Source organism: Kocuria nitroreducens, from assembly GCF_042879195.1.
Lineage (GTDB): Bacteria > Actinomycetota > Actinomycetes > Actinomycetales > Micrococcaceae > Kocuria > Kocuria nitroreducens.
In genome coordinates this window covers 1-15,277 of record NZ_JBHZTC010000028.1, presented here as the reverse complement: position 1 = coordinate 15,277, position 15,277 = coordinate 1, and the positions used below count along the sequence as shown (strand labels likewise).

Sequence of the window (15,277 nt, the reverse complement as noted above, 5' to 3'; positions counted from 1 at the left end):
TCATGCTTCTTTCGGCGGGGTCTCGGGCGCGGTCGTGGCGGGGGCCGTGACGGCGGCGGTGGCGGTGCTCAGGATCGCGGGGAGCGCGTCGAGGAAGGTGCGCGCCTGCTCCGGGGTGAGGATCAGGGGCGGGGCCAGGCGCAGGGTCCCGGGGCCGGTCGCGTTGACGATGAACCCGGCGTCCCGGGCGGCCTCGACCACGGCGGGCCCGAACGGGGCGGTGGCCCCCTCGGGGACCTCGAGGTCGGCGCCGATCAGCAGTCCGCGCTGGCGCACGTCGCCGACCCCGGGGACCGCGCGCAGGCCCTCGCCGAGCACGGCGCCCACGGTGCGGGCGTGCTCGAGCAGGCCGTCCTCCTCGATCACGGTCACGGTGGCGAGACCCGCGGCGGTGGCCGGCGGGTTGCCGCCGAACGTCGTGCCGTGCTGGCCGGCCCCGAGCAGCGCGGAGACCTCCGCGCCGACCGTCAGCATCGCGCCGATCGGGAAGCCGCCGCCGAGCCCCTTGGCCAGGGTGATCGCGTCCGGCAGGTCGCCGCCGGTGAGCTCGGCGGAGGAGGCGAACCAGCGGCCGGTGCGGCCTATCCCGGTCTGCACCTCGTCCACGACGAGCAGCGCGCCGTGCCGGCGGGTCAGCTCCCGGGCGCGCCGGAGGTAGCCCTCGGGCAGCTCGCGCACGCCGGCCTCGCCCTGGACGGGCTCCACGATCAGCGCGGCGACGGTCCCGTCGAGATGCTCCTCGAGGGCCTCGACGGTCGCGGGGATGTGCTGCACCCCGCCCGGCAGGGGTGCGAAGGGCGCCCGGTACGCCTCCTTGGCGGTCAGGGCGAGCGCGCCCATGGTGCGGCCGTGGAAGGCGGACTCGAGGGCGAGGACGGTGCCGCGGGGCCGGCCGTCCGGGCCGGGGTGCTCGTGGCCGTGGCGACGGGCCAGCTTGAAGGCGGCCTCGTTGGCCTCCGCCCCGGAGTTCGCGAAGAAGACGTGGGAGCCCGCGGGCGCGCCCGCCAGGGACAGCAGCTTGCCGGCGAGGGCGATCTGCTGGGGCGAGGTGAAGAAGTTGGAGACGTGGCCCAGCGTGGCGAGCTGGCGGGAGACGATCTCCACCCAGCGCGGGTGGGCGTGGCCGAGGGCGTTGACGGCGATGCCCGCGAGCAGGTCGAGGTAGTCCCGGCCGTCGGCGTCGGTGACCACGGCCCCCTTGCCGTGGGTGAGCACGAGCGACGGGCTGCCGAAGACGCCGAGCAGCGAGTCGGCGTACTCGCCGAGCAGGGCGGTCTGGGCGGAGTACCGGGAAGCGGTGTGCTGGGCGGTGGTGTGCTGGGCGGTCATGACGATGCTCCGTGGTCGGGGACGAGCTGGGTTCCGATGCCGGTGTCGGTGAAGATCTCGAGCAGGCACGTGTGCGGGCTGCGCCCGTCGACGATGGACGCCCGGCGCGCCCCGCCCTCCACGGCCCGCAGGGCCGCCTCCATCTTGGGGATCATCCCGGCCTGCAGGCCCGGGAGCATCGCGCGCAGCTCCGAGGCGGAGAGGGACGCGATGAGCGAGTCCCTGTCGGGCCAGTCCGCGTAGAGGCCCTCGACGTCGGTGAGGGCCACGAACTTCTCGGCGCGCAGGGCCACGGCGACGGCGGCGGCGGCGGTGTCCGCGTTGACGTTGAGGATCTCCCCCGTGAGGCGGCCGTGCGCGTCGACCTCCGGCGCCACCGAGGAGATGACGGGGATCCGCCCGGCCTCGAGGAGCTGGGTGACGGGCTCGGGGTTGACGCCGACGACCTCGCCCACGTGGCCGAGGTCCACCTCCACGCCGTCCACGACGGTGCCCCGGCGGGCCGCCCGGAACAGCTCGGCGTCCTCCCCCGAGAGCCCGACGGCGTACGGGCCGGTGGCGTTGAGCAGGGAGACGAGCTCCCGCTGGACCTGCCCCGTGAGCACCATGCGAATGGCGTCCACGGCCTCCCTGGAGGTGACCCGCAGCCCGCCGCGGAACTCCGACTCGATGCCCAGCCGTTCCAGCATGCGGTTGATCTGGGGCCCGCCGCCGTGCACCACGACCGGCTTGATGCCGACGTGGCGCAGGAACACCATGTCCTCCGCGAAGGCCTGCCGCAGCGGCTCGGAGACCATGGCGTTGCCGCCGTACTTGAAGACCATCACGGACCCGGAGTAGCGCTGGATCCAGGGCAGGGCCTCCATCAGGGTGCCCGCCTTCAGCTGTGCGGTCTCGTAGCGGGTCGGGTCACTGGGGTCGGTCATGCTTCTCCTGCGCCGGGGGTCGGTGCTGTGCTGGTGGGCGGGCTGGTCAGCTGGAGTAGGCGCTGTTCTCCTCGACGTAGTCGTGGGTGAGGTCGTTGGTCCAGACGGTGGCGTCGGCGTCCCCGGCCTTGAGGTCGACCAGGACGGTGACCCTGCGGTCGGCGGCCAGGTTCACGCCCTCGCGCGGGTCCCCGATCATGCCGTTGCGGCAGACCATGACCCCGTTGATGGTGACGTCGAGCTGGTCGGGGTCGAACGCGGCGTCAGTGGTGCCGACCGCGGACAGGACGCGGCCCCAGTTGGGGTCGTTGCCGAAGATCGCGGCCTTGAAGAGGTTGGAGCGGGCCACGGAGCGGCTCACGTCCTCCGCCTGCTTCTCGGTCACGGCGTTGACCGTGGTGATCTCGATGTCGTGGGACGCGCCCTCGGCGTCCGTGATGAGCTGCTGGGCCAGCGAGTGGCACACGGCGGTCACGGCCTGGCTGAACTCGAACTCGTCCGGGGTGATCCCGGAGGCGCCCGAGCCGAGCAGGACCACGGTGTCGTTGGTCGACATGCAGCCGTCGGAGTCGGTGCGGTTGAAGGTGACCTTCACCGCGTCCTCGAGCGCCCACTGGAGGGCGTCGGAGGAGAGCTCGGCGTCGGTCGTGAGCACCACGAGCATCGTGGCCAGTCCGGGGGCGAGCATGCCCGCGCCCTTGGCCATGCCGCCGACCGTCCACCCGTCGCGGACGTAGGCGGCCTGCTTGGAGACGGAGTCGGTGGTCATGATGGCTCGGGCCGCGGCGGCCCCGGCGGCGTCGTCGTCCCCGAGGGCCGCCACGACCTCGGGCAGGCCGCGCTCCATGACGTCCAGGGGCAGCTGGATGCCGATGAGCCCGGTGGAGCACACGACGACGTCCCCCGCCCCGACGCCGAGCGCCTCGCCGACGAGCTCGGCGGTCCGGTGGGAGACCTGGAACCCCTGCGGTCCGGTGCACGCGTTGGCGCCGCCGGAGTTGAGGACCACGGCGGCGGCCCTGCCGTCCGCGGTCGCGGCCTTGGACCACTGGATGGGCGCGGCGGCGATCCGGTTGGTCGTGTACACGGCCCCGACGTGGTGCTGGGGCCCGTCGTTGACGACGAGGGCGAGGTCCGGTCCGCCGGAGTCCTTGAAGCCCGCGGTGGTGCCGGCCGCGCGGAAGCCCTGGGCGGCGGCCACGCCGCGGGTGGTGTCGACCTGCAGGGTGCCGGCCGGCTGCTGGGAGGGGTACGTTCTCACGGTGCGACTCCTTGGAGGTTGAGGCCGGTGTCCTCCGGCAGGCCGAGGGCGAGGTTCATGGACTGGACGGCGCCGCCGGCGGTGCCCTTGACGAGGTTGTCGATGACGCACGTGACGATGACGCGGCCCGCCCGGGCGTCGTGGGCGATCTGGAGCTGGGCGTGGTTGGAGCCGGCCACCGACTTCGTCGAGGGCCACCGGCCCTCGGGCAGGACGGTGACGAACTGCTCGGCCACGTAGGCGCTCTCCCAGGCCTCCCGCAGCTGGGCGGCGGTCACGCCCTCGGCGACCCGTGCGGTGGCGGTCGTCAGGATGCCCCGGGGCATGGGAGCCAGCGTCGGCGTGAAGGAGATCCGCACGCGGTGCCCCGCGGCCCTCGAGAGGCCCTGCTCGATCTCGGGGGTGTGCCGGTGGGCGCCGCCCACCCCGTACGGGGTCATCGAGCCCATGACCTCCGAGCCCAGCAGGTGCGCCTTGACGGCCTTGCCGGCCCCGGACGTGCCCGAGGCCGCGACGATCACGACGTCCTCGGGCTCCAGGAGACCGGCGGCGAAGCCCGGGCCCAGGGCGAGCAGGGCGCTGGTCGGATAGCACCCCGGCACCGCGATGCGCGTGACCCCGCGGAGCTGCTCGCGCTGGCGGGTGCCCTCGGCGTCCACGACGAGCTCGGGCAGTCCGTACGGCCACGTCCCGGCGTGCGGAGAGCCGTAGAACTGGTCCCACTCCTCGGCGGAGTCGAGCCGGTGGTCGGCGCCGGCGTCGACGACCACGGTCTCCGGCGGCAGCTGCGCGGCGATCGCGGCGGAGGCGCCGTGCGGCAGGGCGAGGAAGACGACGTCGTGGCCGGCGAGGTTCTCGACCGTGGTGTCGACGAGCACCCGGTCGGCGAGGGAGTGCAGGTGCGGCTGCAGCTCCCCCAGCCGCTGGCCCGCGTTGGAGTGGGCCCCCACGGCCCCGATCTCGATCTGCGGGTGACCGGCGAGGATCCTCAGGACCTCGCCACCGGCGTAGCCGGATGCCCCCGAAACTGCTGCGCTGAACGTCATAAGGCCTACTCTAGCTCAAAGTTATGCATGGTCTTCAATATTTATGCACGCTACGGGAGGAGAACCGGCAGAGCAGGGGTGCGGGTGCGCCGTCGTCGGAGCACGTCGGGGGTCCCCCGTTCGGATCAGCCACGGCCGCTCTCGCGTCCCCCCGGAACGGCTCTGCACCCGAATCTACGCTTCCCAAGTGCAAATCTCGATGATGACGGGGGTATTTCAGTGCCCCCTCTTGTGCACACGCTACCCCTCCGCGACCCCTGCGGGGAGAGCGCGGCGGGGCGTCGCGCCTACCATGGCAGAGTTCCCGTCCGCGATGTCCAGGAGGTACCCGTCATGGTCCGTAGCGTCATGGTCGAACGAGCCGGAGGCCCCGAGGTCCTGACCCTCGGCGAGCGCCCGGACCTCGAACCCGGCCCCCGCCAGCTGCTCGTCGAGACCCGCGCCGCGGGGGTGAACTTCATCGAGGTCTACCAGCGCGAGGGCGACTACCCCGTGGAGCACCCCTTCACGCCGGGCTCCGAGGGCATGGGCGTGGTGACGGGCGTGGGCTCCGACGTGCAGCACTTCGCCCTGGGCGATCGGATCACCACGTCGCAGGCCTCCCGCACCTACGCCGACGCCTTCCTCGTGGACGCCGACAAGGCCCTGCGCGTGCCCACCGGCGTTCCCGACGAGGTCGCCGCGGCCGTCCCGCTGCAGGGCCTCACCGCGCACTACCTGGTCCGCTCGACGTACCCGGTCCAGGAGGGCGACGTCGCCGTCGTCACCGCGGGCGCGGGCGGGGTCGGGGGCCTCGCCGTGCAGCTGCTGACGGCGCTCGGAGCCACGGTGATCGCCCTGGTGGGCTCGCAGCAGAAGTCGGAGACCGCGCGCTCGCTGGGCGCCCACGTCGCCCTGGTGGGCTACGAGGGCTTCGCCGAGCGCGTCCGGGAGCTCACCGGTGGCCGCGGCGCCGACGTCGTCTACGACTCGGTGGGCAAGGACACCTTCGACGAGTCGCTCCGGACGCTGCGCAAGCGCGGGACGCTGGCCCTCTTCGGTGGCTCCTCCGGCCAGGTGCCGCCGCTGGACCCGCAACGGCTCGCCCAGCACGGGTCCCTGTACCTGACCCGGCCCACGCTCAACGACTACCTGCTCGACGAGAAGGAGCGGAACTGGCGCGCCGGCGAGCTCTTCGACGCGGTGCTCGACGGGTCGCTGACCATCCGTGTCGCCGAGACGTTCCCGCTCGCGCAGGCACGGCAGGCGCACGAGCTGCTCCAGTCCCGCGCCGCTCAGGGCAAGCTGCTGCTGGTCCCGTGAGCCCGGCACCGATGCACCGCTTCCTCGGCGCGGACGGCGCGCGGGACCCGTACACCCCCATCGTCGGGTGCTGCGCGGCCACCGTGGAGCACTACGACCTCGACCTCGACTACGACGTCGAGGACAACGGCCTCGAGGCGCGCGCCACCCTGAGCTGCCGCGCGCTGCACGACACGGACCGGATCGAGCTGGACCTCACCGAGCTCGCCGTGACCGACGTCCGGTTCGGCTCCGGCGGGCTCGGCGGTCTGCTCGGCGGCCGCCGGGTCCGCGCGGACCACCGCGGAAGCCGTCTCGTGCTGACCCTGCCCCGCCTCGTCGCCGCCGGGGAGGCGTTCACGCTCACCGTGGCCTACGAGGGGTACCCCGAGTCCCTGGACGGCCCCTGGGGCGAGATCGGCTGGGCCGAGCTCGACGACGGCGTGCTCGTCGCCGGGCAGCCCACCGGGTCGTCCACCTGGTTCCCGTGCGTCGACCACCCCTCCCACCGGGCGACCTACCGGGTCGCCGTGCACGCCGACGCCGACTACGAGGTGGTGGTCCACGGGGAGCTGGAGTCCGTGGTGGAGCGCGGCGGCGAGCGCCACTGGGTGTACACGTCCCGGGTGCCCCTGCCGCCCTACCTGGCGACCGTGCAGATCGGCCCGTACGAGCGGCGGGAGCTCACGGGCTCCCGCGTCCCGCAGCACCTCGTGTGCTCCAGGAAGCGGCGCAAGAAGGCGGAGAAGACGTTCGCGGAGCAGGGCCGGATGATCGAGGTGTTCAGCGACTGGTTCGGCCCGTACCCCTTTCCGAGCTACACCGTGGTGGTCGTCGACGAGTCGCTGGAGGACCCGTTCGAGTGCTACGCGTGCTCCGTGTTCGGCAAGAACCAGCTGGGCACCGACTGGGAGGAGCAGCGGCTCGTGGCGCACGAGCTGGCCCACCAGTGGTTCGGCAACAGCCTGGTCCTCTCCTCGTGGCAGGACATCTGGCTCAACGAGGGGTTCGCGTCCTACTCGGAGTGGATCTGGTCCGAGGCCTCCGGCGACAGGCCGGCCCGCTGGCACGCGGAGAAGGCCCACCGGACCCTCTCGAAGATGCGCCAGGACCTCGTCATCGGGGACCCCGGGCAGGTGCGGCTCTTCGACGACGTGGTCTACGTCCGGGGCGCCCTCACCGTCCACGCGATCCGGGAGACCGTGGGTGAGGACGCCTTCCGCGCCCTGCTGCACGGCTGGGTCACCGCCAACCGGGACGGCTGGGTGAGCACGGAGGGCTTCAGGGAGCACCTGCGCGGCTTCGTGCCCCAGCACCGGTGGGCGGAGGTCGACGGCCTGCTCGACGCGTGGCTGCTCCGGCGGGAGCTGCCCGCCCTGCCCTGATCCGCGCCGGGCCCTCGTGCCCCGACGAGAACGGGCCCCCGCGGGACGCACAGCGTCCGGCAGGGGCCCGTTCCGCCGTCCGGGCGGCGGGTGTCAGTGACCCCGGCGGTAGAGCCGGCGGGCGATCCAGACCCCGTACCCGGCCGCACCGAGGCCGGCGAGCAGCAGCAGGCCCGCCTGGACGCGCTGCCACGCGATGGTGCCCGCGGTGACTCCCTCCCCGAACTCGCCCGCCGCGGCGGTCTCGACCACCTGGAGGGTGCCCTCCTCGACGGCGAGCAGGGCGTCGGCCTCCCGGTGGAAGTCGCGCTCGCCGGAGCCCGTCTGCGTGCCGCGGAAGACGATCTCCTCCCCCGCCTCCGGGACGCGCGGGTCGGCGAGGCCCGAGTCGAAGGGCTGCTCGGTGACGGCCTCGTCCGCGGGCAGCGCCCCGCGGTAGATGGGGTTGTAGGTCTTGGTCTGCAGGTCGTTGGTCAGGTCCTGGTACTGCCCGGAGATCACCCACGACCGGTCCGCGTAGCCGGCCAGTCTCCGGGAGTCGTCCCAGGCGAGGGCCGCGCTGACGGCCAGGACAAGTCCCAGGAGCAGCCCCAGCAGCCCCACGGCCGTCGGCTTCCAGGCGATCGACCGGCGGGCGCGCCCGCCGTCGCGCTCCTCCTGCTCGTCGTCGAAGGCGAAGAACGTGTCCTGGCGGTCGGTGGTCTCCTCGGTCATGCTGCGCTCCTGGAACGGGGTCGGGGAAGGGGGGCGGTCGCGAACGCCGGGGTCGCGGCCGGGGACTCGGTGCCACAGTACCGAAGATGACGGCGCGCACCACGGCGTTCGCGAGTGTTACCGCGGGGGCAGTGTGCGGTGCGGGACGTCGGACGGCCCGCCCCCCGGAGGGGGCGGGCCGTCCGGGCGCGGCGCTCAGCCGCGGAGCACGGCGCCGTGGCGCTCGGCGGCCACGGCGACGGCCGCCTCGCGGGCGGCGGAGGCCTCGTCCGCGGTCAGCGTGCGGTCCGGGGCCCGGAAGCGCAGCGCGAAGGCGACCGACTTGCGGCCTCCCTCGATGCCGGGGCCCCGGTAGACGTCGAAGACGCGGACGTCCTCGAGCAGCTCCCCGGCGCCCTCCTCCAGCGCGGCCCGCAGCTCGGCGGCCGGGACGGAGGCATCCACCACGAGCGCGACGTCCTGGGTGGCGGCCGGGTAGCCGGAGATGGGGCGTGCCTGCACGACCTCGACCTCGGCGTCGGTGAGCGAGCTGAGGTTCAGCTCCATCGCGACGGTCCGCTCGGGCAGGTCCTGCGCGGCCACCAGCTGGGGGTGCAGCTCGCCCGCGTAGCCCAGCGGGGTGCCGTCGGCGGTGGCGAGCACCGCGGTGCGGCCCGGGTGGAAGGCCTGGTGGGTGCCCTGGCGGACGGTCAGCTCGACCCCCAGGACCTCGGCGGCCAGCCGGGCGGCGTCGAGGGCATCCTGCCAGTCGTACGCCCGGGGTGCGGTCCACGGGGCCTCGGCCGTGTCCCTGCCGGCCAGGACCGCGGCCAGGTGGCGCGGCTGGGCGGGGATGCCGGCCTCGAGCTCGTCGAGCACTGCCGGGCCCGGGTGCGCCCCCAGCGGGGGGATGCTCGCGCTGCCGAGCTGCTCGCCGGGGCGGAAGACCCGCCCGACCTCGTAGAGCGCCAGGTCCCGGAAGCCGCGGGAGGTGTTGCGCCGCAGGACCTCCAGCAGCCCCGGGAGCAGGGACACGCGGAGCATCCCCTGGGCCTCGCTGATCGGGTTGGCCAGCTTCACCGACGGCACGGGGACCCCGGGCTGCGGGGCGCCCCACAGCGCGTTGTCCGCCTGCGCGACGAACGGGTAGGCGAGCACCTCGGTCAGTCCGGCGGCCGCGAGGGCGTCGGCGACCCGCTTGCGGGCCTGCTGCTCGGCGGTCAGGCCGCGGCCGGGTGGCGCCACGGGCAGCCGCGAGGGGATCGTGTCGTAGCCCACGAGGCGGGCGATCTCCTCGACGAGGTCCTCCTTCTCGACCAGGTCGGTCCGCCAGGTCGGGGGCACCACGCGCCAGCCGTCGTCGGTGGCCTCGACCTGCGCGCCGAGCTCGGTGAGGGTCGTGACCACCTGCTCCGCCGTGTACTCCACGCCCGTGCGGCGGCCCGGGTGGTCCCAGGGCAGCTCGATCGGCGCCGGGGCGGAGGTGTGGTCCACGTCCGTGACCTGTGGGCCGGCCGTGCCGCCGGCCAGCTCCACCAGCAGCTCCACGGCGCGCTGGGCGGCCACCGGGGCGATCTGCGGGTCCACGCCGCGCTCGAAGCGCTTGGACGCCTCGGAGGGGAGCTTGTGCCGGCGCGTGGTGCGGGCGATCGAGATCTCGTCGAAGCGGGCCGCCTCCACGAGCACGTCGACGGTGCCGTCCGAGACCTCGGTGGCCGCCCCGCCCATCACCCCGGCCAGGCCGATCGGCCCGGATCCGTCCGTGATCAGCAGGTCCTCGGGGTCCAGGGCGCGCTGCCTGCCGTCCAGGGTGGTCAGCGTCTCGCCCGCGGCGGCCCGGCGCACGGTGATGCCGCCGGTCAGCTTCCCGAGGTCGTAGAAGTGCAGCGGCTGGCCGAACTCGAGCATCACGTAGTTGGAGACGTCCACCGGCAGGGAGATCGAGCGGATGCCCGCCAGGCGCAGCCGAGCCGACAGCCACGGGGGTGTCGGGGCGGTCGCGTCGATGCCGGTCACCGTGCGGGCGACGAAGCGGGTGCACCCGGGGCTGCCGTGGATCGGGGCGTCGTCGTCGACGGCCACGGGGAACCCGTCCCCGGTGGGCGCGGGCACCCGGGGGGCCACGGTACCGGCCGGGTCCGTGAAGGGCTTGTGCACGGCGTGGCAGTACTCCCGGGCCACGCCGCGGATGGAGAACGCGTAGCCGCGGTCCGGGGTCACGTTGATCTCGGCCGCCTCGTCGTGGAGCCCGAGCAGCTCCAGGGCGTCCGCCCCGAGCTCCGGGTCCAGGCCGAGGGTCGAGAGCACCAGGATGCCGTCGTGGTCCTCGCCGATGCCGAGCTCGCGCACCGAGGCGATCATCCCGGCGGAGGTGTGGCCGTACGTCCTGCGCGCGGAGATCGTGAAGTTGCCGGGCAGCACGGCACCGGGCAGCGTCACTACGACCTTGTCCCCGACCTCGAAGTTGTGCGCCCCGCAGATCACGCCCTGCACGCCGGAGGGGTCGATGCCCTTGCCGGTCAGGGGCTGCTCCTGGCCCTCGGGGACCACGCGGACGGTGCACCAGTTGACGGTCTTGCCGTTGGAGTGCGTCTCCGGCTCCTTGGACAGCACCTGACCCACCACGACCGGGCCCTTCAGGTGGTCCGTGGGGCGGTGCACGTCCTCCTCCTCGAGGCCCACCGTCACCAGGGTGGCCAGGACGTCCTCGGCGGTCGCGCCCGCCGGGACCGGGGCGTGCTCGCGCAGCCATGACAGAGGAACTCGCATGTCTTAGATCTCCATCCCGAAGTGCTCGCTGAAGCGGACGTCGCCCTCGACCATGTCGCGCATGTCCGGGACGTTGTTGCGGAACATCAGGGTTCGTTCGATGCCCATGCCGAAGGCGAAGCCCGAGTACACCTCGGGGTCGATGCCGGCCGCGCGCAGCACGTTCGGGTGGACCATGCCGCACCCGCCCCACTCGATCCACTGCGGCCCGTTCTTGGCGTTCGGGTGCCACACGTCCATCTCGGCGGACGGCTCGGTGAAGGGGAAGTAGTTGGGCCGCAGCCGGATCTTCGCCCCGGGGCCGAACATCTGCCGGGCGAAGTGCTCGAGCGTGCCCTTGAGGTCGGCCATCGACAGCCCCCGGTCCACGGCCAGGCCCTCGACCTGGTGGAAGACCGGGGTGTGCGTGGCGTCGAGCTCGTCGGTGCGGTAGGTGCGCCCCGGGACGACGACGTAGACCGGCAGCGCGCGGCTCAGCAGCGTCCGCATCTGCACCGGCGAGGTGTGCGTGCGCAGCACGAGGTGCGCCTCCGGCGGGTCCACGAAGAACGTGTCCTGCAGCTCCCGGGCGGGGTGGTCGGGCTTGAAGTTGAGGGAGTCGAAGTTGTACCACTCGGACTCGACCTCGGGGCCGTCGGCGACCTCCCAGCCCATGGCCACGAACGTCTCGCCGACGCGCTCCATGAGGTTGGTCAGCGGGTGCCGGCCGCCCAGGCGCCGGCGCCGGCCGGCGGCGGTGACGTCCACGGCCTCCTCGACGAGGATCCGGGCGTCCCGCTCCTCCTCGAGCACCGTGGTGCGGGCGGCGATCGCCTGGTTCACCCGGCCGCGGGCCTGGCCGATCAGCTTGCCGGCGGCGGCCTTCTGCGACTTGTCCAGGGAGCCGATCTGCCGGTTGGCCAGCGCCAGGGGGGACCGCTCCCCCGCGTGGGCGAGTCGGACCTCTTTGAGCTCATCCAGGTTGTGGGCGTTCTCGACGGCGGTGAGGGCCGCCTCGACAGCGGCGGCGACCGCGGCCTCGTCGGTCGGGTCGACCGCGCCGCTCGGTGCGGTCTCGGGTGGCAGTTCAGGCATCAGCTGGCGACTTCTTCGGCTCGGGGGCGGTGTCGTCCCGGCACGCTGTTCCACGGTCCGTGGAACGAGCAACACGGGGAAGCCCGGATCGGCACGGATCGCGGGCGGACCCCAGTCTATGGCAAGGGCCTCACGGGCCGCCCACCCGCTCCCGCGCCACGTTGTGGCCCGTCGGGACCGGAGCACCGCGCCGTCCGTCCCGTCCGTGCCTTGTTCCGGCTCGGTCCTGACGATCGCCGCCGAGGTGGTCCCCGACCTGGGCGGGGTGCACGGAGCGGACCTAGGCTGGCGGCATGATGCGGAAGCTGAGCCGATCGGCGCGCCTGCGACAGGTGTGGAACATGACGAACCTGTCCACCCCGCTGGGTCTGCTCGTCGCCGCGGCCACGCGGACCAGGCTGGTCCGGGGCCCAGAGGGGCTGATCCTGGGGTTCGGCTACCGGCCCCGGCTGCCGAAGGCGGGGGCCTTCACCGTCGGCAACGTGGTCCTGTTCCGCGCCGGGATCGACGATGTCGCCGCCCGGCCCCGGCTCGTCGCCCACGAGTCCCGCCACGCGACCCAGTGGGCCAAGTGCCTGGGCCTGCCGTTCCTGCCGGCCTACCTCGTGGCCGCCGGGTGGTCGATGCTGCGGTGCGGGCACCCGGCCCTGCGCAACCCGTTCGAGGTCCGGGCGGGCCTGGCCGACGGGGGCTACCGGCCGCCCGGTCGACCCTGACTCTCGGTTCGCGCTGTTTCGCTGTCGGGCATCCGAAGCCGAGCGTCCGTCCCGGTCACGCCCGATGGCCGCCGGTACCCGCTTCGAGCACCGTGGGTCACCTCCGCGTCGGACCCCGCACCGGGTCGCGGGTCCCGTGTGGCGTCCACCACCTGTTCACTGCGCGAACGCACTCCGTTCCCGGCATCATTGCTTCAGCGCCTGCCCCGCTTGAGGCTGCTGATCACCAGCGGCCTGCGCAACGCCGCCATCGACCTCCCCGCGGCCCGAGAGCACGGGATCACTGTGTGCGGAACCACCAGCAACACCGAACCCCCCGTGGAGCTGACCTGGGCGCTGATCCTCGGCCTGACCCGTCACCTTCTCCCCGAGGCCACCGCCCTGCGAGAACGCGGACCGTGGCAGCACACCGTGGGCACCGACCTGCACGGAGCCACCCTGGGCCTGCTCGGACTCGGCAAGATCGGCTCCCACATCGCCCGCATCGGGGCTGCCTTCGGCATGGACGTGCTCGCCTGGAGCCAGCACCTCACCGCCGAACGCGCCGCAGCCGCCGGAGCACGGCTGGCCGACTCCAAGGAAGCGCTGCTCACCGAGGCCGACATCGTCTCCATCCCCCTGGTGCTCAGCGATCGCACCCGCGGACTGCTCGGCGTCAACGAGCTGGCCCTGATGAAACCCGACGCCTTGCTGATCAACACCTCCCGAGCCGGAATCGTCGACCAGGACGCTCTGCTGGAGGTCCTGTGGAATCACCGGATCGCCGGCGCCGGCCTGGACGTCTTCGACACCGAGCCCCTCCCGGCGGACGACCCATTCCGGGACCTGCCCAACGTCCTGGCCACCCCCCACCTGGGCTACGTCACCGCACGCAACTACCGGACCTACTACACCCAAGCCGTGGAGAACATCCAGGCGTTCCTCGACAACAGACCCCTCTGCACCCTCTGAACGAGACCCGATCACCACCAGGCACCCAACCCAAGGAGCATCTGTCGGTGACGACCGGGGCCGAGATGCCGACGACCACCACTGACGCCTCGAACAGGTATCCTCGGCACGGCGCCCGGTTCGAGCCACCGGCCGGGCGTCTTACATTTCAGTCCCCACCCCTCCCGCTATCCACAAGAAGCGTCAGCCCTCCAGCAGTTTCAAAGGGGCGAAACGGGCAGCTCCCGGCTGCGGCGGCAAAGGGAGTCGGAACAATCCTTAGGTCGCGGATCACCTAGCTAGCCGGCGGCCCGGCGCTCGGCAACCGAGTCGGTGATCCGCCCGCGGTAGATCTCGCGTTCCATTTGCGCCGGACGGCCATGACGGTGAAGACCAGCAACGCCATCGGGGCTTGAGTGTTCACGTCTCCCCCACCCAGGTTCAGCTCCTGCAGACCGGTGCCCCTCCTCCGCAACACCTCATCGAAGACCAGCCAATAACCGGCCATATCTAGAACTGACAGAGGTTGTTGACACTCGGGTCTTTCAATCTTAGGAAGATTCCTGAAGTGACCCCCATCGGCCGGACTCCTTCAGACTTGGCAGAAGCCAGGGAAGGAGGCCCTGATGGGTCGAGTGAGCAAGTACCCGCCGGAGTTCCGTGAGCAAGCTGTGGCGCTGGTGCTGGACGGTAATCGCAGCGCCCGGGAGGTAGCCCGGGAGTTGGGCATCAACCACGAGACGCTGCGGAACTGGGTAATCAAGGTCCGTCGTGACCGTGCCGCCGGGCCAGCGGCCCTGAGCAGCGATGAACGCCTCGAGCTGGCCCGGCTGCGCCGGAAGGTCGCCGAACTCGAGGTCGAGAAAGAGATCCTGAAAAAAGCCGCGGTCTTCTTCGCCAAGGACAGTCGATGACCTCCCGAATGGACCTGTGGGAGTTCATCGATGCGGAGAAGACCGCCTACGGGGTCCGCCGGCTGTGCCGGTTGCTCGGGGTCAGCAAGTCCGCCTACTACGAGCACCGCCGGCGCGAGGGCGGTCCTTCGGCTGCTGATGAGGCCGATGCACATGAGGCGCATCAGGCCCGGGCTGCCTGGGCAGATCACCGCCGCGTGTACGGGGCTCGCCGACTCACCGCTGAACTGCGCCACCGCGGGCTTGCGTGGAACCGCAAGAAGGTGGCTCGGCTGATGCGCCTGAGCGGTATCGAAGGGGCCCACCGGCGCCGCCGCGGCAAGTACGGCAAACGCTCCGCCTCAACGGCCACGGCCCCGGATCTCGTCGAGCGGCAGTTCACCGCCTCAGCGCCGAACAAGCTCTGGGTCGCCGACATCACGTATCTGCGGACCTGGGAGGGATTCCTGTACCTCGCCGTGGTGATCGACGCCTGTTCCCGCAAGGTCGTCGGGTGGGCCATGGCCGACCACCTGCGCACCGAACTGGTGCTGGACGCGGTCGGGATGGCCATCTTCACTCGGAAACCCGATCCTGGACTGATCCACCACACCGACCGCGGGTCGCAGTACACCGCCTACGAGTTCGGCCGGACGCTGCGCACCTCAGGCATCCTGGCCTCGATGGGCCGGGTCGGCTCGGCCTTTGATAACGCGATGGCCGAGACGTTCTTCGCCACCCTGAAGACCGAGCTCGTCTACTGCCGCTCCTGGCCCACACGGCACGAGCTCGAGATGGAGGTCTTCTCCTACCTCGAAGGCTTCTACAACCCTCGCCGGCGCCACTCCCGGCTCGGTAACCTCAGCCCCACCGACTACGAGCAGCAGCTCGTGGCACAAAACGGGCTCTTCAGAATCCAAGGTGTAGTCGCGGCCTGAACCCGCCGGTCTCCAGCAGTGATCTGGCGATGTAGT

Annotated in this window: 13 protein-coding genes; 6 read left to right on the top strand and 7 right to left on the bottom strand. The window is 72.2% G+C overall.

Features of this window, described 5'->3' with window-relative positions; all coding sequences use genetic code 11:
* From ACFYE1_RS15800 to argC, 4 genes are read right to left on the bottom strand one after another with little or no spacing between them, the layout of a single operon-like run.
* Nucleotides 1–1,329 (bottom strand): acetylornithine transaminase, encoded by a 1,329-nt coding sequence (locus ACFYE1_RS15800; RefSeq protein ID WP_387744936.1) that lies wholly within the window; start codon nucleotides 1,327–1,329, stop codon nucleotides 1–3.
* Nucleotides 1,326–2,255, bottom strand: a complete 930-nt coding sequence (argB, locus tag ACFYE1_RS15795; protein WP_387744934.1) for an acetylglutamate kinase — start codon at nucleotides 2,253–2,255, stop codon at nucleotides 1,326–1,328. Before argB ends, ACFYE1_RS15800 begins: the two co-directional genes overlap by 4 nt.
* A 46-nt stretch (nucleotides 2,256–2,301) precedes the next feature.
* A complete protein-coding gene (argJ, locus tag ACFYE1_RS15790; protein WP_387744933.1) occupies nucleotides 2,302–3,516 on the bottom strand; it encodes a bifunctional glutamate N-acetyltransferase/amino-acid acetyltransferase ArgJ in 1,215 nt (404 codons plus the stop codon).
* Nucleotides 3,513–4,562 carry an N-acetyl-gamma-glutamyl-phosphate reductase gene (gene argC, locus ACFYE1_RS15785; protein ID WP_387744930.1) on the bottom strand — a complete coding sequence of 350 codons (1,050 nt, stop codon included), beginning with the start codon at nucleotides 4,560–4,562 and terminating at the stop codon, nucleotides 3,513–3,515. The genes argJ and argC overlap by 4 nt, the downstream gene beginning before the upstream one ends.
* 333 nt (nucleotides 4,563–4,895) lie before the next feature.
* Here argC and ACFYE1_RS15780 point away from each other — a divergent pair, with 333 nt between their 5' ends.
* Nucleotides 4,896–5,864, top strand: coding sequence for a quinone oxidoreductase family protein (locus ACFYE1_RS15780; RefSeq protein ID WP_387744927.1), 969 nt, complete (start codon nucleotides 4,896–4,898; stop codon nucleotides 5,862–5,864).
* Nucleotides 5,861–7,228, top strand: coding sequence for a M1 family metallopeptidase (locus tag ACFYE1_RS15775; RefSeq protein ID WP_387744924.1), 1,368 nt, complete (start codon nucleotides 5,861–5,863; stop codon nucleotides 7,226–7,228). Before ACFYE1_RS15780 ends, ACFYE1_RS15775 begins: the two co-directional genes overlap by 4 nt.
* 93 nt (nucleotides 7,229–7,321) lie before the next feature.
* On the opposite strand, the gene ACFYE1_RS15770 is transcribed toward ACFYE1_RS15775, so the two are convergent.
* The 3 genes from ACFYE1_RS15770 to pheS all read right to left on the bottom strand — a co-directional run bounded on the left by ACFYE1_RS15770 (nucleotide 7,322) and on the right by pheS (nucleotide 11,764).
* The gene (locus tag ACFYE1_RS15770) at nucleotides 7,322–7,942 is read right to left on the bottom strand and encodes a hypothetical protein (protein ID WP_387744921.1); all 621 of its coding nucleotides are present in this window, start codon (nucleotides 7,940–7,942) and stop codon (nucleotides 7,322–7,324) included.
* Nucleotides 7,943–8,137: 195 nt separating this feature from the next.
* Nucleotides 8,138–10,690, bottom strand: a complete 2,553-nt coding sequence (gene pheT / locus ACFYE1_RS15765) for a phenylalanine--tRNA ligase subunit beta (protein WP_387744918.1) — start codon at nucleotides 10,688–10,690, stop codon at nucleotides 8,138–8,140.
* A 3-nt stretch (nucleotides 10,691–10,693) separates the two neighbouring features.
* The gene (pheS, locus tag ACFYE1_RS15760) at nucleotides 10,694–11,764 is read right to left on the bottom strand and encodes a phenylalanine--tRNA ligase subunit alpha (RefSeq protein ID WP_387744916.1); all 1,071 of its coding nucleotides are present in this window, start codon (nucleotides 11,762–11,764) and stop codon (nucleotides 10,694–10,696) included.
* Between the two features lie 341 nt (nucleotides 11,765–12,105).
* Here pheS and ACFYE1_RS15755 point away from each other — a divergent pair, with 341 nt between their 5' ends.
* The 4 genes from ACFYE1_RS15755 to ACFYE1_RS15740 all read left to right on the top strand — a co-directional run bounded on the left by ACFYE1_RS15755 (nucleotide 12,106) and on the right by ACFYE1_RS15740 (nucleotide 15,241).
* Nucleotides 12,106–12,480 carry a hypothetical protein gene (locus ACFYE1_RS15755; RefSeq protein WP_387744913.1) on the top strand — a complete coding sequence of 125 codons (375 nt, stop codon included), beginning with the start codon at nucleotides 12,106–12,108 and terminating at the stop codon, nucleotides 12,478–12,480.
* A gap of 30 nt (nucleotides 12,481–12,510) precedes the next feature.
* The gene (locus ACFYE1_RS15750; protein WP_387744969.1) at nucleotides 12,511–13,431 is read left to right on the top strand and encodes a D-2-hydroxyacid dehydrogenase family protein; all 921 of its coding nucleotides are present in this window, start codon (nucleotides 12,511–12,513) and stop codon (nucleotides 13,429–13,431) included.
* 605 nt (nucleotides 13,432–14,036) lie between these two features.
* Nucleotides 14,037–14,324, top strand: a complete 288-nt coding sequence (locus tag ACFYE1_RS15745; RefSeq protein ID WP_387744910.1) for a transposase — start codon at nucleotides 14,037–14,039, stop codon at nucleotides 14,322–14,324.
* The gene (locus ACFYE1_RS15740) at nucleotides 14,321–15,241 is read left to right on the top strand and encodes an IS3 family transposase (protein WP_387744907.1); all 921 of its coding nucleotides are present in this window, start codon (nucleotides 14,321–14,323) and stop codon (nucleotides 15,239–15,241) included. Before ACFYE1_RS15745 ends, ACFYE1_RS15740 begins: the two co-directional genes overlap by 4 nt.
* Nucleotides 15,242–15,277: the final 36 nt, after the last annotated feature.